We start from the raw sequence: 22,553 nt of genomic DNA on the forward strand, positions 1-22,553 counted from the left end.
CGGCCGGGCGTCCGGGACCCGCCTCAGTTCGGGAACGCCTTGACCAGCGCGTCGTACTGCGCACGGCTGATCGGCAGCATCGAGCCGTGCCGGGCGCCCGGCGTCATCTCGTAACGGTTCCACTCGGGAATCCCCGAATTGCCCGAGACCTGATACCACGGCCCTTCCAGCCGCGGCGCCATCGAGAGGCCGTAGCTGGTCCCCGCATATTGCTCGTAATAGAGATACCAGTCCCCGCCGTCGGGCGAGCGGATGAGCGTCGGCGCCTCGCGGAAATTGGGGCTGAGCGGCGGGCCCGGCTCGGGGAACGGGCCGGTGAGCGTGGGGCCGCAGGTGATGCGGATCGTCTTGCCTGTGGTCCAGTTGTACGAGGGATAGCGCTCGTCCTTGATGATCGCGCAATAGCCGCCGGCAGGGTTGGGCTGCATGATCGTGTCGATCGTCGCCATGTCCCAGGTGAAGAGCCGCTTCGGCGGCGCGGTGAAGGTCTTGAGATCCTTCGAGAGCGCGTAGAGCGTGCGCTGGCTCGCCCAGTAACGCTCCGGGTCCTCGTCGCTGCCGGGCACGTTCGGGGTATGCCACATCAGCAGGAACTGGCCGGATGGCTTATCGAAGAACAGCTTGGGCGCGCCGATCCGCTGGAGCGCGTGCGGATGGTTCTTCACCTTCGCCAGATCGGGCTGGTACGTGCCGAACGGTTCCCAGCGGATCAGATCGTCGGAGACCCAGAAGCGGATCAGCGGATCGTCGTCGCTCTTGTTGCCGACGAGGTAGTAGCGCCCGTCGGGCCCCTGCGCGATCGAGGCGTGGCCGTGGTAGTCGGACGAGACCGGCTTCCCCTTGTTGAGGAAGGTCCAGTGCAGCCCGTCGGTGCTGATCGAATAATAGAGCGTGCCGTAGTCGCCCTTCATCATGTGCGCGAAGAGATAGGCCTTTTCGGATTCCGCGGCAGGTTTCGCCTCCTCCGCAGCCTGCGCCATCGCCTGCCCCGCGCCGAGCACGAACAGCATCGGCGCGAGCGCGCGCAGTATCCCCTTCACCATCGATGTCACGCCAGCCTCCTCCCAAACATTCCGAGCCGATGCGAGATCGCCGCATCCTCGGAATAGAGGAGTATCATTAATCTTATAAATGGCAACCCAGCATGTCTGCGATCAGGACGCGCCCTCGGCGCTAGCGGCGGCGACGAAGCGGGTCGCGCGTTCCCGAATCTCGGCCGGAGTCACGCCCGGCGCATAGAGCGCCGACCCGATGCCGAAGCCGGCCGCGCCGGCCGCGCGCCACGGGTCCATTCCTTCGGGCGTGACGCCGCCCACGACCAGCACCGGCAACGTCGGCGGCAGCACCGCCCGCTGGGCCTTCAGCACTTTGGGCGAGGCCGCCTCCGCAGGAAACAGCTTCAGCGCATGCGCGCCGGCCCGAGCGGCCGCGAAGGCTTCGCTGGGCGTGAAATAGCCGGGCATCGAGATCAGCCCCGCGTTCACCGTGCCTGCGATCACCGAAACGTCCGTATTGGGGGAAACTATCAGTTCGCCGCCGACATCGCGGACTTTCGCGACCTCCGCCGGGTCGGTCACCGTCCCCGCCCCCACCATCGCCGTGCCTTCGAGCTGGCGGGCCAGCCGGCCAATGCTGTCGAACGGATCGGGCGAGTTGAGCGGGACCTCGATCAGCGTGAATCCCGCCTCCGCCAGAGCCTCGCCCACGCCTTCGACCTCGTCGGGCCGGACGCCGCGCAGGATCGCGACGAGGGGGCATTGCGCAAAGGCGCTCCGGAATCTCGCATCCACACTCATTCTACCAAATCCCATATTAGCCGGATGCCGGCGACGAAGGCGGCATGGCTGTCGACGATCGTGGCCTCGCCCCCGAACGCGGCGACCGCGCGCGCGTAGAGCCGGCCGAGCTCTGGCCCGGCGAGGACGAAGGGGCTGGCGCCGGCGGCATGTGCGGCGACGTCCGCACCGATCAGCAGGCCGCTGGCGTAAGAGGCCGATTCCTCGCGCGGGCGCCGGCCCAGCAGCACGTCCGCCCGCACGCCGAACAAGTGCGCGAGCAGGTCGGGCGAGCGCGCCCGTTCGACGCCGGCGAGGAACGCCGCATCGTCTTCCGCCGCGCGGTCGATCTGGCCGGCGAGCAGGCTGTGGTTCCTCAGGAGAGCGAACATCTCACCGGTGATGGCGGTGGTGAAGCGGGTGATCGCGCCGTCGGCGACGTGGGCCCATTTGCAATGGGTCCCAGGCTGCGCGAGGACCGCTGTCGAGGGCACCTGCCCGGCCGCCACGGCGCCGAGAAACTGCACTTCCTCCCCGCGCATGGTGTCGGCGCGGCCTTCCCCTTCGAACGAGAGGCCGGGGACGATCGCGGTGCGGCCCGGCTCGACCCAGCGGACGGCCGCGGCCAGATCCCCGATCCGGGCGGGACACCGGACGTATCCGGCATCCACCCACCCCCGGTCGGAGCCGGCCATGCCCGCGCAGAGGATCGGCAGATTGCCGAACCGCTGCCGGATCGCCGCCGCCTCGCCTGCAAAGGCGTCGCGCCCGATCTTGATCACGCCCCGGTCGTCGCGCTCGGTGTGCTCCACCGTGCCGTCCTCGCCGACGACGAACACGCGCCGGTTGGTAGTGCCCCAGTCGACCGCGAGGAAACGCCCCTTCATGGCCGGCCGCTCACCACCAGGTCGCGTAGAGCGCGACGAGGATGGCGATCACCCCGAAGGCGGCGGCGTTGAAGCCGGCCGTCGTTCGATAGCTGATCCCCGTCGTTGTGATCCGGTCGCGTCCGGCGGCGCTCGGCATGGCGAGGGAGAGAACCACCGCCAGTGCGAGCGCGATCACGAACACCAGGCCCATCCGGTTCATGAACGGGAAGTCCGGCATGAACTCCTTGAACGCATAGGAAAGCACCACCGATGCGATCGCCGCGGCGATGGCGCCGGCCTCGCTCGCTCGCTTCCAGAACAGGCCGAGCAGGAAGATCACGGTGATCCCGGGCGTGAAGAAGCCCGAGAATTCCTGGATGAACTGGAACGCCTGGTCCGATCCGCCGAGCAGCGGGCGCGCCGTCAGGAGCGCGATCACCGTGGCCGCAGCGGCGGCGAGGCGGCCGACGAAAACGAGATGCTTCTCGTTCGCGGCACGCAGGCTCTCGTCCTCGGCCGGCGGATAGGGCGCGTGCCCGGCCGCATCGGGATCGCCGGCCACGCGCTCCTCGTCCTCCGCGCGCGTCGCGACGCGGCGGTACTTGGCATAGAGGTCGAGCGTGAAGATCGTCGCGATCGAGTTGATCTTGGACGCGGTCGAGGCGACGACGGCGGCCATGAGCGCGGCGAACACCAGGCCGAGCAGGCCCGGCGGCAGGTAGCGCATCATCGTCGGATAGGCCTCGTCCGCCGGATCGAGCCCGGGGGCGAGGATCACCGCGGCGAGACCCGGCAGGACGACCACCGCCGGCATCAGCAGCTTGAGGAAGGCGGCGAACACGACGCCCTTCTGCGCTTCGCCCAGGCTGCGGGCGGCGAGCGCGCGCTGGATGATGTACTGGTTGAAGCCCCAGTAGCTGAGGTTGGCGATCCACATGCCGCCGACGAGCACGGCGATCCCCGGCAGTTCCTGATAGCCCAGTTCACCGGGCTCGAGGATCATGTTGAACTTCTCCGGCGCCTGGTCGAGCAAGGTCGTGAACCCGGCCCACACGCCCTGCCCGCCGCCGACTTCGTTGAGCGTCAGGCCGGAGATGATGAGCCCGCCGAGCACCAGCAGCGTCACCTGGACGATGTCGGTCAGCGCCACCGCCTTGAGGCCTCCGTAGAGCTGGTAGAGCAGCGCAAAGCCGCCCAGCGCGTAGAGCGCGACGTCCTGATCGACGCCCGCGACCTTGTTGACCGCGATCGAACCGAGCCAGACGATCGAAGTGAGGTTCACGAAGATGTAGAGCGCGAGCCAGAAGATCGCCATCAGCGTGCGAATGGTGGGGCCGTACCGCTGCTCCAGGAACTGCGGCATCGTGTAGATTTCGTTCTTGAGGAAGATCGGCAGGAAGTACTTGCCGACGATAAGCAGCGTCAGCGCCGCCATCCACTCGTAGGACGCGATCGCGAGCCCGAGCCGGTAGCCGGCGCCGGACATGCCGACGATCTGCTCGGCCGAGATATTGGCCGCGATCAGCGAGGCGCCGATCGCCCACCAGGGCAGATCCTTGGAGGCGAGGAAATAGTCGGAGCTGTTCTTGGCGTGCCCGCCCTTCTCGCGCGACACCCACTGCGCCAGACCGAAAATGCCGATCGCGTAGATGACCACCACGATCGCATCGATGGCTGCTAGATCCAAACTCGCCTCCCGTCCCGGACTCTTGTCTTCTGCCGTGCCCATACGATAATGCGCGAAGCAGCAGGTGGTCTATTTATATGATCTATAGGACTTGTCCAGCGGCCTGTTGCCCGCTTATATGCGATGCAATGGACGGGGACATCACAGGGAGGATAGCAGCCTGATGACGGCGATGGACCCGGCAGAAGTGCGAACGCAGCTTGGCCGCAATCTTACCTACGGTATGCTCGACACGCTCGGGCGCGCGATCGTCATCGGCAGCTATCAGGACCGCGTCTTCCCGACCGAGGCCGAACTGGCCAAGGAATACGGCGTCAGCCGTTCGGTCACGCGCGAGGCGGTGAAGATGCTGACGGCCAAGGGGCTGCTGAGCGCGCGCCCGCGGCAAGGCACGATCATCCAGCCGGCCACATCGTGGAACCTGTTCGACACCGACGTGCTGCGCTGGCTGCTCGAGCGCAAGTTCTCGGTCGAGCTGCTGCGTCACTTCAACCAGCTCCGCGTCGCGATCGAGCCCGAAGCCGCTGCCCTCGCGGCCACTTATGCCCAGCCGTCCGATCTCGAGGCGATCGATGCCGGGCTCAAGCGCATGCGCGCGGCCGAGCAGGGGAACGACGATACGCTCGATGCCGACATCGCCTTCCACGTCGCCGTGCTGCGCGCCTCGGCCAACCCGTTCTACGCGCAGTTCCGCGATGTGGTGTCGACGGCGCTCAGGACCTCGATCCGCTTCACCAACCGGATCAAGGGCCGCTCCGCCAGCGTCGACGATCACGCCGCCGTGCGCGACGCGATCGCGGCGCGCAAGCCCGACGCCGCGCGCAAGGCGATGAAGCGGCTGATCGGCGACGTGCTCGACCTCATCGAAACGGCCGACGACGAGCCGGAGCGGCCGGCCGACTGATCAGCCGCGTCCGCTCACCCGCCCGTGCCGGGCGCGGGGAGCGGCGTATCGCCGGCGACCGGTTCGCCGAACACGGGCGCACCCTCGCCGTCCCATTCGAACCGCTGGATCCGCGGCGAGCGCTTGCTGGTGCATTGCATGTCGGGCCCGGGATTGGCGTGATAGATGATCCAGTTCTCGCGGCCGTTCGCGGCGGTGAAGAAGCCGTTGTGCCCCGGCGCATAGACGCCGTTCTCCGGTGACTTGTGGAAGACCGGTTCCGGCGACTTGGTCCAGGCGTCGGGATCCAGCGGGTCGCTTCCCGCGGGCGCCGAAAGCAGGCCGAGCGCATAGTTGTCGGACCAGCATGCGCTCGCCGAATAGCTGAGGAACAGGTCGCCCTCGGGGCCGAGCAGGAATTCGGGACCTTCGAGGATCTGCCGTCCGCCCTGCTTCTCCCAGGCGTGTTCCGGGCGGGCGATGATCGCTTCCTTGCCCTCCAGCGTCCACGGGTTCGCCATGCGCGCGATCGCGAGCACGCTGTCGGGTCCCACGTAGGGCGAATAGACGAAGTAGCGAGCACCTTCGTACACGAAGGTCGTGCCGTCGATGCCGCTGTAGCGGGTGTTGACACGGCCCCGGTCGACCCAGGTGCCGGTGGTCGGATCCTCCGCGCCGTTCTCCAGCACGAACACGCCGCGATGCGCGTCGTTGTCCTGCCCGCTCGCCGCCGCGGTGTAGTAGACGTACCACTTGCCGTCGATCCGGTGCAGCTCCGGCGCCCAGATCGAAACCGCGTTGGGGCCGGTCGCCGGCGGGCGCCAGATCACCGTGGGCGATGCGTCGGCGAGCTGGGCCATGTCACGCGTCTTGCGCATCTCCAGCCGGTCCCCGCTGGTGTGCATGTAGTAGAACACGCCCTCGTGCTCGGTCACCCAAGGATCGGGGCCGGACGGCAGGAGGGGGTTGGTGAACGTGCGCGGGGTGGCGGCCGTGCAGGCCGCGAGCAGCCCGCAGGCGGCCATGGTCAGCCAGCGGACGCGGCGCTTCTTCGGGTCGGACATGGGCGATCCTTCAGGCAAAGAAATGGGCGGCACGGCGGCCGCCCAAGGGAGAGGAAGGGATGCCGCCGGAAAGTCCGGCGGCGCTTCAGGAGAGTGGCGGGCCGCCGCGTCAGAACTTCACTCGGACGCTGGCCCCGTAGAAGGTGTCGTCGATCCGGATGTCGTGCGGATACCGCGGAATGTCGAAGTAGCTGAGATACTTGCCCTTCAGCACGTTCACCCCTTCGAAATTGACCGTGATGTTCTCCGTCACGTCGTAACCGATCGAAAAGTCGAGACGGCCGTTCGGACGCACGTAGTTGAAATAGATCTGCTGCTCCGGAACCAGGAGCTGCGTGAACGTGCCGTCGTAGTAGCGGTCGCGCCAGTTGTAGGCGACGCGGGCGTGGAGACCGTACTTCTCGTAAAGTGCGCCGACGTTGTAGGCGTGCTTCGACACCCCGCCCAGCGCCTCGCCCTGGAGCAGGTCGCCTTCTGTCAGAACCTCGGTATCGGCATAAGTGTAGTTCGCGAAGAGGCCGAAACCGTCGAGTCCTTCCGGCAGGAAATCGAAGAAGTACTGGCCGCCCACTTCGAAGCCCTGCAGCCTGGACGAGCCGAGGTTGCGCGGGCGATTGATGTTGTAGGTGATGCCGTCGATCACCTCTTCGGCGACGTTCCGGGCCACGCGGTCCTTGATGTCGCGGTAGTAGACGCCGGCGGCGATGTACGAGCCGCGGCCGAAGTAATACTCCAGCGTTGCGTCGTAGGATTCCGCCACCTGCGGCCGCAGGTTCGGGTTGCCGCCCGTGCCGCTCGGACGGATGTTCGCGTTCGAGGGGACCGAGTAGGTCAGACCCGGATTGAGATCGGTGAACAGCGGCTGCGAGATCGTCTTGCCGTAGCTGGCGCGGAACTGAAGCTCCGGCGTCAGCTGGACGCGGATGCTCGCGTTGGGCAGGAACTTCTTGCTCGAGGAGCTCGCCTTCACCGGCGTAAGCACGCCGACGCCGCTCTCGGTCACCACGCCGGTGCCCTCGATCGTGCGGTCCGTGATGACGTAGCGGCCACCGATCAGACCGTCGACCGGAATGGTCCCGACGTCGAACGCGTACCGGCCCTGCAGGTAGAGCGCCATGGTCGATTCGTCCGCGTCGAAGCTGCGCGTCGGGCTGTCCTCCGGGTCACCCGCGGGCGATCCGTAGAGCGCGCGCAGCACGTCGGTCTGGTCCCGCAGGAAGTCGGGATCGGGCGTGATCCAGTGCTGGCCACCGTTGATGACCGGGATCGTCGCCGGCGATTCGATCAGGAAGCCCGCAGGCAGGCCCGAGTTCGCGACCAGCCGGTCGTCCATGTTCGCTGCCGGCGGCCCGCCCGCCAGATTGCCGCGGAAGGTCGCGTTGCGATCCGCGTAGCGCACGCCGAACTGGACCTCGTCGAGGAACGAACCGACGTCGTAGGTGCCGTCGAACATCGCCTGCGTGATCGTGCTGTCGGCGCGCCGATAGTCCTGGAACAGGCTGTTGATGAACATGAAGCCGTTCGGATCGCCGACGGGATTGCCGACCATCTCGGTCGTGCCGTGCCGGTCGTCGTTGATGTCGACGTTGACCTGCTCGATCCGCTTGCCGATGTCGACGATCGTCGTCCGGTTGTTGGTCTTGCTCTGGAAGCGCGAGATGTCGAGCCGCAGATTCCACGGGCCGTCGGTGATCTTGACGCCGCCGCCGAACAGGTACTGGTCGGTCTTGTCGCGCTTCGCCTGGGTGCTGGTGTTGCCGGGCACGTTGTTGAACGTCGCCGAGCTGCCGATGCACAGATCCTGGATATCGGCCGAGTTGGGATCGCGGAAGCCGGCCGGGCTGACCGGCGCCTGGAAGCACAGGTCGGTCGCCTCGACGTTGCTGATGCTCTCAGCCGCGAAAATGTCGGAGAAGATGAAGTACGTGCCGAATTTCGCGCGGTAGCCCGTGTAGAGGCCGTCGAGATAGAATTCGACGGTGTCGTTCGGACGCCACTGAAACGCCGCATTGACCTGGGGCCGCTGATACGAGCCGGTGTCGGTCAGTCCGCCGACGCAGGTCGGCAGGACCACGCCGTCAGCGCCCGGAGGGCCGTTGGAACCCGAACGCGGATCGCAGTTGAACGAGATCGGCCGGTTGAAGGCGTTGTCGGAGTAGGACAGGTTGACGAGCGCGCCCATCTCGCCGTCACCCGCATCCCAGCGGCCGCCGATCAGGATGCCGCCGTTGTAGCTCACCTTGTCGGCGTTCTCGCCATAGGTCGCGCGACCGAGCGCGCTGACCGTCAGGCCGTCGTCGAGATCGAAGGGCTTGCGCAGCCGCAGGTCGATATTGCCCGCGATACCGCCTTCGATCTTCTCGGCCGAATTGGACTTGTAGACATCCGCCCGCGCGAGCGCTTCGGCCGGCAGGTCCTGGAAGGCAAAGCCGCGTCCGACGCCGGTGAAGATCTCGCGCCCGTCGAGCGTGGTGATGATGTCGCCGATGCCGCGGATCAGCGGGTTGACGATTTCGTTGTTGAAGCCGTTGACCACCTGCACGCCGGGCACGCGCTGAAGCGCCGCGGCGGTGGTGGTGTCGGGAAACTTGCCGATGTCCTCGGCCACGATGGAATCCACCACCATGTCCGAGTTGCGCTTGATCTCCGCCGCCTGGCTGAGACTGGCGCGAATGCCGGTGACGACGATGAGATCGCCGCCCTCTTCGGTCGGGAGGCCGGCCGAGGCGTCGACCTCCGCCTGAGGTTCTGCTGCGTCTTGTGCGTACGCTGCGCCCGACCATGCAATGGCGAGCAGCGACGCCGAACGGATAAAGCCCTTGGACCAGTTCATCATGTACCTCCCCATGCCGCGCGGCGGAACGCCGGTATTCCGGTTCCGCCATTCGTAACCCGGCTGTAATAGTCCTACAAGTAGTATTTGTAGGATAATTGACGGCGGACGCAGGTTACCCGCGCCCGCCGCCTTGATTCGATGTCAGTCGGCGGCGCCGATCGCCGGCTGCGGCGGAGTCGGAGGCACGACGCCCTTGGGCGCCGAAGCCAGGCGCTTGATCAGATCGACCTCGGCCTGCCGATAAGGCGTGCCGTCAGTGTGAAGCACGTCGTGGAACCAGACCGTCGGCTCGTCGAAAGTGTACGGCTTCTTCCAGCTATCCCAGGGCAGGCGCGTCTGCGATTCCCCATCGACGAAGCCCCAGTTGTACATCGCGATGTTGAGACGCTTGGCGATCGGCAGCGAGCCGTCGAAGGTCGAGCCGTTGCCGCGTGCCATGTACTCGGTGCACAGGACCGGCCGGCCGTAGCTCAGCATCTGCTGCGCCCGCTGCTCGAACTGTTCAGGCCAGTTGTAGTCGTGGAAGCTCATCACGTCGGATTGGGCGAGCTGGATCTTCTCGACCGCGTCCCGCTTCTCCACCCGGTGCCAATCCTCACCGATCCACAGGCCGCTGGTCAGCGGCTGGGTGGGATCGGCACTGCGCGCCCACTCGAACACGTCGTCGAGAAGCCCTGCAACCATTTCCTTCTTGTTCGGCGTGGGTTCGTAGTTGCCGCCGCCTGCGTTGTTCGGCTCGTTCCAGACGTCCCATGCTAGGATGCGGTCGTCGTTGGCGAAATGCCCGACGACGTCCTTCACGTAGCCTTCCAGCTTGTGATGCTGGCTCTTGTCGGCGAGCCGCTCTGCGCCGGGCGCTTGGACCCAGCCCGAGTTGTGAACGCCGGGGATCGGCGGGTGCTGCGCACCGGCGACCGGATGGGGATCCCAGCAACTGTCGAACAGCACGAACATCGGCCGGATGCCGTGCTTGGCCGCGATGGTCAGGAACTGGTCCATCCGCTGCTTGAGCCCTTCGGGATCGTTCTCCCACAGCAGGTTGTGGAGGTAGACCCGCATGGTGTTCATGCCGAGATCCGCCGCCCAGCCGAGCTCCTTGTCGATCGTCGCGGGATCGAAGGTTTCGGCCTGCCACATGTCGAGCTGGTTGATCGCGGTCGCCGGATTGTAGTTCGCGCCAACGAGCCACGGCTGCTCTTCGTACCAGTCGTTCGCCTCCTGCTTGGTCCACATCTCGCGCGCCTCCGCAGGCGCCGTCATCGCGGCGACCGAGACGGCCGCGAAGAACAGGGTCATCGAACGCTTCATTGAAATCTCCCGTACTATTCTGTGCGGCGCCCGCGTGTCAGCGCGCCGCCTTGGCCTGTCCGCTCGACAGGCGGTAAATCATGACGTTGCGATAGGTCTCACCCGGCTCCAGCCGCCCGGAGCCGAACGTCGGCTGGTTGGGCGTGTCGGGGAAGAGCTGCGGCTCGAGCACGATGGCGTCGCCCTGGCGGTAGATGCCCTTCGACTTGCCCGCGATCGTGCCGTCGAAGAAGTTGCCCGAATAGAACTGCAGCCCCGGCTGGTTGGACCAGAGCTCGAAGCCACGGCCCGAAACCGGCTCCTCCACGCGCGCCATCAGGCGCAGGTCGGCCGAGACGGTCTTCGCGATGACGAAGTTGTGATCGTAGCCGCGCCCGTAGACGATCTGGTCGTCACTGGCATCGCGGACACGCTCGCCCACCGCATGCGGCTGGCGGAAATCGAACACCGTGCCTTCGACCGGACGGAACTCGCCCGTCGGGATCAGCGTCTCGTCGACCGGAGTATAGTGATCCGCCGGAATGGTGAGCACATGACCCATGGCGCTGCCCGCACCTTCGCCGAGCAGGTTCCAGTAGGCATGATTGCTGATGTTGACGACCGTCGGCTCGTCGGTGGTCGCGCGATACTCGATCGTCAGCGCGTTCGCTTCGTCGAGCGAGTAGATCGCGAACACCGTCAGTTCGCCCGGGTAGCCCTGATCGCCGTCCGGGCTGACGTAGCGCATGGTGACTTTCGCCGTCGGCCCGTCTTCGACCGACACGACCTCCCACAGCACCTTGTCGAAACCGGCTGTACCGCCGTGCAGCGAGTTGGGGCCGTTGTTGACCGGCGTCTCGTAGGTCTTTCCGTCGAGCGTGAACCGCCCCTTGGCGATCCGGTTGGCGAACCGGCCGACGGTCGCACCGAAGTATTCCGGCTTGGCCAGATAGCCTTCGAGTGTGGGATAGCCGAGCTGGACGTCCGCCTTCTCGCCGTTGCGGTCGGGCATGATCAGCGACTGGAGCGTCGCGCCGAGATTGATCACGGTCGCCGACACGCCCTGCCCGTTCGACAAGGTCACCGCCGTGACCTGGCGCCCGTCGGGCAGCGTGCCGAAGCTTTCCTGCGATGCCGTCGCGGCGAGCGCCGCGCCCGGCATGCCCATCGCGATCGCCGCCGCCGCGAGCGCGGCCGCCTTTGCCTTAAGCATCATCTTCTCCCTCCTGATGCGAGTCGTAACCACGGCTCTCTATCGAGTAAAGCAGTTTAATATGATAAATACTCTAGCCTGCATACTTGCAGGGCGCGAAGCCGCGCCGTCCGGTTTCGACTTCGAACAAGGCGCCGCCGTGCTCTTCCGTTACCCCGTCGGCAGCGGAGGTCACGAACATTCGGTCCAGGCCATGGCCGGCGAAGGCACAGCTCGTGATCTGCGATGCGGGCAGTTCGACCGCCTCGTCCGGCCGGCCATCGGGCGAGAAGCGCAAAACCCGCGAGGCGCCCCAGCATGCGACCCAGAGGCCGCCGTCGCTGTCGAAGGTCATGCCGTCGGGTGTTCCCCACCCGCTCTCGAACTCGACGAATAGCTCCCGCTGCCCCAGCGCGCCATCGGCGATGGGGAAACGATAGATCAGGCCCAGTCCGCTGTCGGTGTGGTAGATCCAGTCGCCCTCCGGCGCGATCGCGGGGCCGTTGGCGATGCGGTATCCGCTGTCGACCCGGGTCACGCTGCGGTCCGGATCGAACCGGTAGAACGCGCCGTCCGGCCGGTCGGCGGTAACGGGCATGGTCCCCGCCCAGATTCTCCCGTCAGCGTCGGCTTTCGCGTCATTCATCCGATTGCCGGGCATATCAGGCTCGGGATCGGCGATGGGCTCGATCCGCAAGGGCTCCAGCAAGAGCTCGGCGAACCCGCTCTGCAGCCCCGCGATGAAGCCGGGCCGTTCGCGCCGCTCGATCACCCAGCCGATCATTTCAGGAACGGCCCATTCCTCCACCGCACCGCCATCCAGCGACAACCGGTTGAGCCGCCGCCCCAGGATGTCGACCCAGAACAGCGAATTTGTCCCGGGGGACCACAGCGGCCCTTCCCCAAGCTGGTCGCGGCGCGCGCGATCGATGACGCGAACGCGGGTCAATGGCTGTCGCGCGGCATGCTCTTGGCCGCGATCCGCTGATACTTGACTGCAGGTTCGAGCACCGCGCCGCCGTCGAACTGGCCTACGATCCCGCGCTGGATCTCCTGCCAGGGGGTTTGCGATTCCGCGATGCCATAGCCGCCCGCCGCCTCCAGCGCGGTCCGGCGGCGGGTCAGCTCGACATCGTCGACCAGCATGTTCACCTCGCGCCGCTTGAGATCGACTCGGATGATGTCGCCGGTTTCGAGCAGCGCAATACCGCCTCCCGCCGCCGCTTCGGGAGAGGCGTTGAGGATCGACGGCGATCCGGATGTGCCGGACTGGCGCCCGTCGCCGATGCACGGCAGCGCCTCCACCCCGGCGCGGATCAGCGACGCGGGCGGCCGCATGTTCACCACCTCCGCCCCTCCGGGAAAGCCGATCGGGCCAGTGCCGCGGATGACCATGATCGTCCGTTCGTCGACGCCGAGCGCAGGATCGTCGATCTTCGCATGATAGTCCTCCGGCCCGTCGAAGACGACCGCCCGCGCCTCGAAGGCGTCCGGGTCGTCCGGGTCGGAGAGATAGCGCGCCCGGAACGATTCGGAGATGACGCTGGTCTTCATCACCGCGGTATCGAACAGGTTGCCGCGCAGCACCGTGAGGCCGGCGGCCGGCTTGAGCGGCGCGGCAAAACGGCGGATGACCCGCTCGTCCGCAGGCTCGGCCTCGCGGTTGTTCTCAGCGATCGTGCGGCCGTTCGCGGTCAGCGCTTCGCCAAAGATGCGGTCTGCCCGAAGCAGTTCGCCGATCACCGCCGGCACACCGCCCGCGCGGTAGAAATCCTCGCCCAGGTACTCGCCCGCTGGCTGCAGATTGACCAGCAGCGGCACCTCCGCTCCGTGCCGCTCCCAGTCGTCGAGCGACAGCTCGACCCCGATATGCCGGGCAATCGCGTTCAGGTGAATGGGCGCATTGGTCGATCCGCCCAGCGCGGAGTTCACCCGGATGGCGTTGAGGAAGGCCTCGCGCGTCAGGATGTCCGACGGCTTGCGGTCCGCAGCGACCATTTCGACCGCGCGCCGCCCCGTTTCCCAGGCGCACTGCTGCCGATCCCGGTAGGGCGCAGGGATCGCGGCCGAGCCGGGGAGCGACATTCCCAGCGCTTCGGTCAGCGAGTTCATCGTCGTCGCCGTGCCCATCGTATTGCAGAAACCGGTCGACGGGGCGGACGACGCGACCAGCTCGATGAAACCCTTGTAGTCGATCTCGCCCGCGGCGAGCATCTTGCGCGCCTTCCAGATGATCGTGCCCGAACCGGTCCGCTCGCCATCATGCCAGCCGTTGAGCATCGGCCCGACCGAGAGCGCGATCGCCGGGATGTCCACGGTGGCGGCGGCCATCAGGCAGGCAGGCGTCGTCTTGTCGCAGCCGATCGTGAGCACGACCCCGTCGATCGGATAGCCGTGAAGAACCTCGACGAGGCTGAGATAGGCCAGGTTGCGATCGAGCCCCGCGGTCGGGCGCTTGCCGGTTTCCTGGATGGGATGGATCGGAAACTCCAGCGGGATGCCGCCGGCATCGCGGATACCGTCCTTCACCCGCTCCGCCAGCACGACGTGATGCCGATTGCACGGCGTCAGATCGCTGCCCGTCTGGGCAATGCCGATGATCGGTCGATCCGACTGCAGTTCTTCCAGCGAAAGCCCATAGTTCAGATAGCGCTCGACATAGAGCGCCGTCATGTCGGGGTTATCCGGGTTGTCGAACCATGCGCGGGAACGAAGGCGCGGGCGATCCTCACCTGTGCTCATTGCGACGCCGTCCGCTGAAATCCGAGTCCGAGCCAGGTCATTCCCCCTCCAATCGATCGGCCACGTCGGATACGCCAGCCGCTATGCATCCGGGTTGATTACCAAGCCGGTTTGAATTTATAAAGCGTATATATCCGATAAATCAGGGAAGGGAAGAACCGATGCAACACGACGGCCATGGCGCAACGCCCATACGGCTGGCGCTCGTCGGCATCGGCAAGATTGCGCAGGACCAGCATATTCCAGCGCTACAGTCCGACAAGTCGTTCGAACTGGTGGCAGCCGTTAGCAGAAGCGGCGGAATTGAGAACCTCCCCTGCTTCACCGACATCGGCGACCTTCTCGAGAGCGGGCTCGACGTGGACGCGGTGTCCCTCGCCACGCCGCCGCAGGGCCGCCACGCGATCGCCGGCGCCGCGCTCGACGCGGGGCTCCACGTCATGCTGGAAAAGCCGCCGGCCGCGACCGTGAGCGAGGTGGCGGACCTCGCCGCCCGCGCGAGGGCAGCCGGTGTGACGCTCTTCACCACATGGCATTCGCGCGAGGCCGCCTCGGTCGACGCCGCGCGCGACTGGCTGGCGGGCAAGACCCTGCGTTCCGCCCGGATCGACTGGCGGGAAGACATCCGCGTCTGGCATCCGGGTCAGGAATGGATTCTCCAGCCCGGCGGGCTCGGCGTGTTCGACCCGGGCATCAACGCCCTGTCGATCGTGACGGCGATCCTTGCGGACCCCCTGCTGCTCCAGTCGGCACGGCTCGAATTTCCGGCCAATCGCCAGGCGCCGATCGCCGCGCAGCTTTCGCTTCGCAGCGGCGAAGCGGCGGCCGAGGCCGCGTTCGACTTCCTGCAGACCGGCCCGCAATCGTGGGACATCGTGCTGGAAACCGATTCCGGCCGCCTGGTTCTTTCCGACGGCGGCCAACGGCTCGCGATCGACGGCGCCGAAATTTCGGCCGGGACCGACGAGGAGTATCCGCGTCTCTATCGCCGCTTCGCCTCGCTCGTTCGGGCAAGCGCCAGCGACGTCGACCTCGCGCCCCTGCAACTCGTCGCCGACGCCTTCCTTCTCGGCGAGCGCGTCGAGGTACCCCCATTCAGCTTCTGACTTTATCCCGGCGCCCTCTGCAACTACGAGCAGACGGATGGGGAGACTTGCAGCAATACGGATCATGGGCGCGGCCGCCGCGGCTCTGGCGCTCTCGGCCTGCGCCGGGGGCAATTACAGGCCGGTGAGCGACAGTCCGGTTAGGATCGGCCAGCCCTACACGATACGCGGCACGACTTACACGCCGGCCGCCGCGCCTGGCTACGATGCACTGGGCTACGCGAGCTGGTACGGCAGCGAGTCCGGCAATCGCACGGCCAATGGCGAGCGCTTCCGTCCCGACTGGATCACCGGTGCCCACACCACGCTCCCCCTCCCGACCTACGTCGAGGTCACGGCGCTCGACACGGGCCGCCGGATCATCGTGCGGGTCAACGACCGGGGGCCATTCAGCCGCGGCAATCGCATCATCGACTTGTCACGGGGTGCGGCCGAGGAATTGGGCATCAAGGCGCGGGGGATTGCTCCCGTGCGCGTGCGCCGCGTCGAACCTTCGGAGAAGGATCGTGAGCGCCTTCGCGAGGGCGAGCCCGCTCGTGCGCTGAAACCCGTGCCGCAGCAGGAGCTGCAACGCCTCCGAGCGCGCCTGCCCAACTGAGGCCGCTGACCGGAAAAGATGCCTTCCAAGGGTGCGAACGTGCCGCGCTCGAGTTCGCTGCCCCGGCAACCATCCGCCATCGCGGTCCCTTAGACCCGCACGCTGAACTGCCCCGACCGTGCGTCGAAGCGGAACTGGAACGGCGGACGTGTGTTGAATGCACACCGGAACGCCGGATTGCTCGCTTGTTCCGATACAAGGTTGAGAGGAATTCCGATGAGACGCACGAATATCGTTCTCGCTGCGATGGGCGCCATTGTCCTCGCCGGTTGTGCGACCGAAGAGCCCCCCGCGCCGCCACCACCACCGCCGCTGCCGCCGGGCGCGGTTGCCGGTTCGGTAGCCGCCGACCGGGACGGCGACGGCATTATCGATGGCTACTACACGGCGGACGGGGTCTATCACCCCAACTACGTCCCGCCGCCGCCCCCACCGCCTCCGCCGCCGAGCTCGACCGGTGAACGCGGGTAAGGATAGAACCGAAACGTAATGACTTTCCGCCAGTTCGTCCGTGGCTTCACGCCGGCCGCGTTGCTCAGCGTGGCCATGGTCGCCTTCGGATCCGCTCCTGCGCATGCAGCCGCCCCGGCAGCCCAACCGGCACTGTCCCAAGGCGCGTTGCTGGCCGATGCCATCGCAGACGCGGCTGGCGGAAAGATCAAGAAGTTCTATCGGGCGCGCGACTACCGCCCGCTCTGGATCGAGAACGGCCTGATCGGCCGCGATGCGCAGGTACTCCTGCGCTATCTCGACGACGCCGATCTGGACGGTCTGAAAGCTGCCCGATACGATCCCCACGAATTGCGGGAAGACATCGCCCGCGCCGACGCCGGCGATATGGAGGAACTCGCCGCCGCCGAAGTGGCGCTGTCGAAAGCCCTGGTCCGCTACATTCACGACATGCGCGAGACACGCGACGTCGGGATGACGTTCGTGGGCGACGGCCTGAAGCCGCCGGAGCTAGACGACGATGCGATCCTGAAGGTCGCGGCGAGAAAGGATTTCAGCAGCTATCTGGCGGGCATGGCCTGGATGAGCCCGCACTACCTGCGCATGCGCGAATTGCTGCGCACTGCGCACGCGAGCGGGTCGAGCGGGCGCATTATCGACACCCTGCGCATAAACCTGGAGCGCGCGCGCGTCCTGCCCTCGGCGGACGTGCGCCATATCGTCGTCGACGCTGCATCCGCCCGGCTCTGGTATTACCAGAACGGCAGGGAGGTCGGCTCGATGCGGGTGGTCGTCGGCGCGCCCGAAACCCAGACGCCGATGCTTGCCGGGTACATCAACTACGCGATTCTCAATCCCTACTGGAACGTCCCCGACTACCTCGCGCGCGACAACGTGGCGCGGAAGGTTCTGGCCGGCCGCTCGCTCAAGTCCATGCATATGGAAGTGCTCTCGGACTGGGGACCGGATGCTCAGGTCGTCGATCCCGAGACGGTCGACTGGCACGCGGTGGCCGGCGGTTACCAGCTTCTGCGGGTTAGGGAATTGCCGGGGCCGTGGAATTCGATGGGCAAGGTCAAGTTCCTGTTCCCGAACGACGAGGGCATCTATCTCCACGATACCCCGGCGCGGGACTTGCTTCGCCGGAACGATCGCCATCTCAGCAACGGGTGCATCCGGCTGGAGAAGGCGGACGAGCTTGGCCGGTGGATGCTGGGCAAGCGCCTGAAAGCCGACGGGGACGAACCCGAGCAGCCCGTCCCGCTGGCCGCGCCGGTTCCGGTCTACCTGACCTATCTGACCGCTACGAGCGCCAAGAACGGTCTGGCGCTGCTCGACGACGTGTACGGACGGGACACGTGACGCGCTGAGGGCCGGGCGCGTAAGACCTCTAACAAACATCGATCGCTTGCGCCGACGCTCGGGGCGAAGGATAGGCGAGCGATGCTTCGGCCCGATCCATTCCATCTGATTCTCGCCAACAACCTGGTGCAGAACGTGATCAATTTCACGGTCTGGTTCGCTCTGGTGTTCTGGGCGTTCCTCGAAACGCGCTCGGTGTTCGTCACCGGCATGATCGGCGGCATCTACCTGGTGTTCACCGCCGGCTTCGCGATCTGGTTCGGCAGCCTGGTGGATCATCACCGCAAGAAGCGGATCATGCTCGCTTCCAGCGCAGGCTCCTTCGTTCTCTACGCCGGCTCGCTGGCCGCCTATCTGCTGGCGCCGGAAGGCGCGCTGGCGCGGGTCGACGACGCTCCGCTCTGGGGGTTCATCCTTCTCGTGATGCTGGCCGTGATCTGCGGAAACATCCGCATGATCGCGCTGCCGACGCTGGTCACTGCGCTGGTGGAGGAGGACAGGCGGGACAAGGCCAACGGGCTGGTCGGCATGGTGACCGGGATCGGATTCCTGCTGACGTCCGGCATCAGCGGCTTTCTCGTCGCCTGGGACGGGATTCGCGGCACGCTGGTTCTGGCGATCGCGTTCACGGCGCTGGTTTTCCTGCACCTTCTGACCGTACGCATCGACGATCCGGAGCCAGCCTCCTCCGCGCCGGGCGGGCGCAAGCACGTGGACCTCAAGGGCACGATCAGCGTCGTCGCCGCGGTGCCGGGGCTCTTCGCGCTGATCTTCTTCGCCACCTTCAACAACTTCCTCGGCGGCGTGTTCATGGCGCTGATGGACGCCTACGGCCTGTCGCTGATGGACGTGCAGGCCTGGGGCATCCTGTGGGCGGTCGCCTCGTGCTCGTTCATCGTCAGCGGCCTGACCATCGCGAGGACCGGGCTCGGAAAGAACCCGCTGCGCACCTTGCTACTGGTCAATCTGATGGTCTGGACGGTGGCGAGCGTATTCACGATCCAGTCCTCGATCGTGCTGCTGGCGGTGGGCTGCGTGATCTGGCTGTTCCTCGGCCCCTATGCGGAGGCCGCCGAACATACCACCCTGCAGAAGGTCGTGCCTTACGAGCGGCAGGGGCGGGTATTCGGCTTCGCGCAGTCGGTGGAGCAATCGGCCGCGCCGCTGACCGCCTTCCTGATCGGCCCGCTCACCCAGTTCCTGGCGATCCCGTTCATGACCACGGGCGCAGGCGCCGAGGCGATCGGCGATTGGTACGGCACGGGGCCGGAGCGCGGCATGGCCCTCGTATTCAGCGCCACCGGCGTGCTCGGCATCGTGATGACGCTGATCGCGTTCGGCTCCCGGCAATACCGCCAACTCTCCGCCACCTACGCAGGCACGACGAACGACGGGACGCCCCTCGCGTCCCCAGACGAAAACGCTGAGAGCTTCTCGACTCTCAGCGCGCCGGATGGCACCGAGCCTTCACACGTTCCACCGGGACGAGGGAGCTGATCCCAGTCCGACCTTTGCCTTTATTCGTGCACTCTCATTCCAGACCTATCCGCAGATCGGTTCCGCGCTTCGGCAGATCCTTGCCTTGGGGAAGCGAAGGGATCGTGGGCCAGGAAAGATTGAGCACCAGTTGCTCGAGCAGATAGCGCCCGAAGGGCCAGGCGCCGATGTTCGAATCCGCGTTGATGTGCCCCAGCCACCCCGCGTTGACGAGACGGCTTCCCCATAGCCGGGCCATTTTGCGAGACTGGCCGAAGGTGGCGTAGGGATCGTCCTCGCTCGCAGCGAGGATGGATGGAAAGCGCAAGGGTTCGCGGACGAGCGGCGCGAATGACGCCAGCCTGCTCGTTTTCGGGAGGCCCGCCAGGTTGGGCGGAGCAACGAGCAGTGCACCCAGAACTTCGCCGCAAGCCGTCTGCTCCAGCCGGTTCCACCAGGCGACCGCATGGCACCCCAGGCTATGGGCGACGAGCACCACGGGGCGACCCGCCGCGGCAATCGCAGCGTTGAGCTTGTTGACCCAGGTATTGCGGTGCGGACGGCTCCACATGCCGAGATCGACCCGTGCGCAATCGTCGAGTTCCTTCTCCCACAGCGTTTGCCAGTGACCGGGACCGCTGTTGTCGATACCGGGAACCGTCAGAAGGAGGGGGCGCCGGCCGGCGTGATCGGTGATCTGTCGCATTTATATGCCTCGGTAGATAATCCCTACTTATTTAGTAGGTTTATTACGGGCAAGGAATTTGCGACCATGCGATGCCGCCGCGCGATGTGTCGCCCGATGCTCCGGTGAGAGGGTGGCACTTGGATCTCACGCCTCTCGAATACGGGTGAGAACGGCGAAGCTGATCTACCTAGCTCGTTTATAGGCTTTGTGGCATGGCAGCGGTCGTGGATGACGACGTGGCGGTGGCCCTTTGACGGATATCTCGCATGACCTTTGAGCAGGGGGCGATCGTGGTGATCCTGCTCGCGATGCTTGGCGCATATGCAACCGAGCGCTTCCGGGTGGAGGCCGTGGCGATGTGCGGCCTTGCCGCGGCCTTCGCCGCCGGGATCGTGCCGGCCGCCTCCGTATTCGCCGGCTTCGCAAGTCCGGCCGTGATCACCGTCGTCGAAATCCTGCTCGTGGTGGCAGCGCTCGCCGACACCCGCGCGCTCGATGCCTTCGCCCGGCGCATCGTAGCGCGGATACGGAGCGAGACCGGCGTGCTCGCCTTTCTCTGCGCCGCGGGAGCGGGCGTATCGGTGTTCATGAACAACATCGGCGCGCTCGCCCTGATGTTTCCCGTCGCCATTTCGGTTTGCGCCCGGCTCGGCATTCCGTCGTCGCGCGTGCTGATGGCGCTGTCGTTCGCCACGCTTCTGGGCGGGATGTGCTCGCTGACGGGAACCCCGGCAAACCTGCTGGTCAACGATTGGGTGGTGCAGGAGACCGGACGCAATCTCGGCTATTTCGAGCCGGCGGTGGTCGGCGCTCCGCTGACACTAGCGGGCATCGCATGGCTGGTGGTCGGCACGCCGCGCGTATTCGCGCGCTTCGCGGCGGGCGATGTCCCCTCGACCGACGCAGGTCCGTCGCATTTCCTTGTCGAGCGAAGCCTTCCGGATACGTCGCAATATGCCGGACTGCACCTGCCCGAGTTCGAGCGGCTCACCGGCCTGCATGTCCATGGCGTGATCCGGCGCGGCGCGCATGTCTTCGCCCGGCGCCAAGACGTGGTTCTTGCAGCTGGCGACATGCTGCTGCTCGAGGGCGCCCTGGGGCGGATCGAGGAACTCCATGAGGCGGGCGACCTCCTGCTCAAGCATGCGCTTCCGGGCGAGGAGACGCTCGAACTGGTCGTCATGCCGGAAAGCCTGCTGCTCGGCTCGCGGGTGGAGGACCTTGAGAACCACGCCGAGGGCACCGTGCGCGTTCTTGCTCTGGCCAGCCGGCGCGGGCGCGTCGAGGGCAGGTTCGACGATCTGCCGATATCGATGGGAGACGTGATCGTCCTATCCGGAGAGCGCGCCGCGATGCGGCAGCTCGCCGCCGAGTGCTGCATGCTTGCGCTGTCGCCCCGCCGAAGCACCGGACGGCGCCACAACGCTGCGGCAGGCGTCGGCATTTTCGCATTGGGAGTCGCGGCGACGGCGTTGGAGATCCTGCCCGCCCAGATGGCGTTCGGCGGCGTGGTGCTCGCACTGGTGCTTGCCCGGCAGCTCAATCTACGCACCGCATTGCAAGACGTGAACTGGGGTATCGTCATCCTCCTCGCCTGCATGATTCCGCTGGGGATGGCCGTGGAGGACACCGGCGCGGCTCGTCTCATTGCCGATGCGATGGCCGACGTCCTCCCGCTCGGTGAGCCGCTGGTAGTCGTTCTCGGCATCCTCGCGCTCGCAGTCGTGATTACGCCGTTCGTCGACAACGTCTCGGCCGCGGTCGTGCTGAGCCCGATCGCCGCCGGACTCGCGGCGCGGACGGGCACGCCGGTGGAACCTCTGCTGATGGCGGTCGCGATCGGCGTATCACTCGATTTCCTGACGCCGTTCGGGCACCATAACAATGCGGTCGTCATGGGCGCGGGCGGTTATCGGTTCATGGATTTCCCGCGCCTCGGCGCGCCGCTCACTGCGATATGCTTGCTGGTGGCGGCAGCGGTCTTTGCCGTGATGCTCGCGGTGTGACGGTTGAAGAATATTCTTTCTTAGGCTAAATGCCTACTTATTGAATAGGATAAAGCAAGATGATCTCCAACAAGGCCAGGTATGCCTTCCGCGCCTTGCTGACGGTGGCTGCGGCGCCAGAGGGTGAAGCGGTAACCAGTGCGGAGATCGCGCGGCGCTACAATATTCCGCACAAGTTCCTGGAACAGATTCTGCTCGATCTTCGCAAGGCTGGCATTCTCGACAGCCGCCGGGGCAAGAGCGGCGGTTATGTGATGCTTCGCCCCGCGGATACGGTGAGCTTTGGCGAGGTATTGCGAATTTTCGAGGGACCGCTGGCACCGCTCCCCTGCCTCTCGCGCCAGTCCTATCGCCGCTGCGAGGACTGTGTGAGCGAGGCGCAATGCGAAATCCGGCGAGAGTTCGGCCGGGCCTACGATGCGAGCCGCGCAGTGCTCGATACGCGCACCATCGGCGATGCCCTGACCAATTCCGCATATGGCACGCCTTGGCGACGGGAGGAGCGCCAAGCGGGCTGAATTCTGTTCTGCGT

At 66.2% G+C, this 22,553-nt stretch carries 19 protein-coding genes; 8 read left to right on the forward strand and 11 right to left on the reverse strand.

Annotated elements, in window-relative coordinates:
* Window positions 1-23 precede the first annotated feature (23 nt).
* From JNO53_RS14060 to JNO53_RS14075, 4 genes are all read right to left on the reverse strand, one after another.
* Window positions 24-1,043 (reverse strand): glycosyl hydrolase family 43, encoded by a 1,020-nt coding sequence (locus JNO53_RS14060; protein WP_203112892.1) that lies wholly within the window; start codon window positions 1,041-1,043, stop codon window positions 24-26.
* 111 nt (window positions 1,044-1,154) lie between these two features.
* Window positions 1,155-1,796, reverse strand: coding sequence for a 2-dehydro-3-deoxy-6-phosphogalactonate aldolase (locus JNO53_RS14065; protein ID WP_203112780.1), 642 nt, complete (start codon window positions 1,794-1,796; stop codon window positions 1,155-1,157).
* The gene (locus JNO53_RS14070) at window positions 1,793-2,662 is read right to left on the reverse strand and encodes a 2-dehydro-3-deoxygalactonokinase (RefSeq protein ID WP_203112783.1); all 870 of its coding nucleotides are present in this window, start codon (window positions 2,660-2,662) and stop codon (window positions 1,793-1,795) included. Before JNO53_RS14070 ends, JNO53_RS14065 begins: the two co-directional genes overlap by 4 nt.
* A 10-nt stretch (window positions 2,663-2,672) precedes the next feature.
* Window positions 2,673-4,331 (reverse strand): sodium/sugar symporter, encoded by a 1,659-nt coding sequence (locus JNO53_RS14075; RefSeq protein ID WP_203112786.1) that lies wholly within the window; start codon window positions 4,329-4,331, stop codon window positions 2,673-2,675.
* Window positions 4,332-4,494: 163 nt separating this feature from the next.
* Here JNO53_RS14075 and JNO53_RS14080 point away from each other — a divergent pair, with 163 nt between their 5' ends.
* Window positions 4,495-5,235: a FadR/GntR family transcriptional regulator gene (locus JNO53_RS14080; RefSeq protein WP_203112789.1), complete on the forward strand. Its 741-nt coding sequence runs from the start codon at window positions 4,495-4,497 to the stop codon at window positions 5,233-5,235.
* A gap of 14 nt (window positions 5,236-5,249) precedes the next feature.
* On the opposite strand, the gene JNO53_RS14085 is transcribed toward JNO53_RS14080, so the two are convergent.
* From JNO53_RS14085 to JNO53_RS14110, 6 genes are all read right to left on the reverse strand, one after another.
* Window positions 5,250-6,278: a glycoside hydrolase family 43 protein gene (locus JNO53_RS14085; protein ID WP_203112792.1), complete on the reverse strand. Its 1,029-nt coding sequence runs from the start codon at window positions 6,276-6,278 to the stop codon at window positions 5,250-5,252.
* 109 nt (window positions 6,279-6,387) lie between these two features.
* Complete coding sequence (locus JNO53_RS14090) at window positions 6,388-9,111, reverse strand: TonB-dependent receptor (protein WP_203112795.1); 2,724 nt, start codon at window positions 9,109-9,111, stop codon at window positions 6,388-6,390.
* Between the two features lie 144 nt (window positions 9,112-9,255).
* Window positions 9,256-10,422: a cellulase family glycosylhydrolase gene (locus JNO53_RS14095; protein ID WP_203112798.1), complete on the reverse strand. Its 1,167-nt coding sequence runs from the start codon at window positions 10,420-10,422 to the stop codon at window positions 9,256-9,258.
* Between the two features lie 37 nt (window positions 10,423-10,459).
* The gene (locus JNO53_RS14100; RefSeq protein WP_203112895.1) at window positions 10,460-11,614 is read right to left on the reverse strand and encodes an aldose epimerase family protein; all 1,155 of its coding nucleotides are present in this window, start codon (window positions 11,612-11,614) and stop codon (window positions 10,460-10,462) included.
* Window positions 11,615-11,687: 73 nt separating this feature from the next.
* The gene (locus tag JNO53_RS14105) at window positions 11,688-12,542 is read right to left on the reverse strand and encodes an SMP-30/gluconolactonase/LRE family protein (RefSeq protein ID WP_203112801.1); all 855 of its coding nucleotides are present in this window, start codon (window positions 12,540-12,542) and stop codon (window positions 11,688-11,690) included.
* Window positions 12,539-14,335, reverse strand: coding sequence for an IlvD/Edd family dehydratase (locus JNO53_RS14110; protein WP_203112804.1), 1,797 nt, complete (start codon window positions 14,333-14,335; stop codon window positions 12,539-12,541). Before JNO53_RS14110 ends, JNO53_RS14105 begins: the two co-directional genes overlap by 4 nt.
* A gap of 161 nt (window positions 14,336-14,496) precedes the next feature.
* Between JNO53_RS14110 and JNO53_RS14115 the strand changes: the two genes are divergently transcribed.
* The 5 genes from JNO53_RS14115 (at window position 14,497) to JNO53_RS14135 (ending at window position 19,348) form a co-directional block, all read left to right on the forward strand.
* On the forward strand, window positions 14,497-15,441 hold the full coding sequence (locus tag JNO53_RS14115; protein ID WP_203112807.1) for a Gfo/Idh/MocA family protein: 945 nt from the start codon (window positions 14,497-14,499) through the stop codon (window positions 15,439-15,441).
* Between the two features lie 37 nt (window positions 15,442-15,478).
* A complete protein-coding gene (locus JNO53_RS14120; RefSeq protein WP_203112810.1) occupies window positions 15,479-16,039 on the forward strand; it encodes a septal ring lytic transglycosylase RlpA family protein in 561 nt (186 codons plus the stop codon).
* Between the two features lie 216 nt (window positions 16,040-16,255).
* The gene (locus tag JNO53_RS14125; protein ID WP_203112813.1) at window positions 16,256-16,510 is read left to right on the forward strand and encodes a hypothetical protein; all 255 of its coding nucleotides are present in this window, start codon (window positions 16,256-16,258) and stop codon (window positions 16,508-16,510) included.
* 18 nt (window positions 16,511-16,528) lie between these two features.
* The gene (locus JNO53_RS14130) at window positions 16,529-17,851 is read left to right on the forward strand and encodes a L,D-transpeptidase family protein (RefSeq protein WP_238401944.1); all 1,323 of its coding nucleotides are present in this window, start codon (window positions 16,529-16,531) and stop codon (window positions 17,849-17,851) included.
* Between the two features lie 81 nt (window positions 17,852-17,932).
* A complete protein-coding gene (locus tag JNO53_RS14135; RefSeq protein ID WP_203112816.1) occupies window positions 17,933-19,348 on the forward strand; it encodes an MFS transporter in 1,416 nt (471 codons plus the stop codon).
* Window positions 19,349-19,382: 34 nt separating this feature from the next.
* Here JNO53_RS14135 and JNO53_RS14140 read toward each other — a convergent pair whose 3' ends face one another.
* Window positions 19,383-20,033, reverse strand: a complete 651-nt coding sequence (locus JNO53_RS14140) for an RBBP9/YdeN family alpha/beta hydrolase (RefSeq protein WP_203112819.1) — start codon at window positions 20,031-20,033, stop codon at window positions 19,383-19,385.
* 248 nt (window positions 20,034-20,281) lie between these two features.
* Here JNO53_RS14140 and JNO53_RS14145 point away from each other — a divergent pair, with 248 nt between their 5' ends.
* Together JNO53_RS14145 and JNO53_RS14150 are read left to right on the forward strand one after the other, a co-directional pair.
* Window positions 20,282-22,021 carry an SLC13 family permease gene (locus JNO53_RS14145; protein ID WP_203112822.1) on the forward strand — a complete coding sequence of 580 codons (1,740 nt, stop codon included), beginning with the start codon at window positions 20,282-20,284 and terminating at the stop codon, window positions 22,019-22,021.
* Window positions 22,022-22,080: 59 nt separating this feature from the next.
* A complete protein-coding gene (locus JNO53_RS14150; RefSeq protein ID WP_203112825.1) occupies window positions 22,081-22,539 on the forward strand; it encodes an RrF2 family transcriptional regulator in 459 nt (152 codons plus the stop codon).
* The last annotated feature ends 14 nt before the right edge of the window (window positions 22,540-22,553 follow it).

It is taken from the genome of Altererythrobacter sp. C41 (genome assembly GCF_016803135.1).
In the GTDB taxonomy this organism is placed as follows: domain Bacteria; phylum Pseudomonadota; class Alphaproteobacteria; order Sphingomonadales; family Sphingomonadaceae; genus Pelagerythrobacter.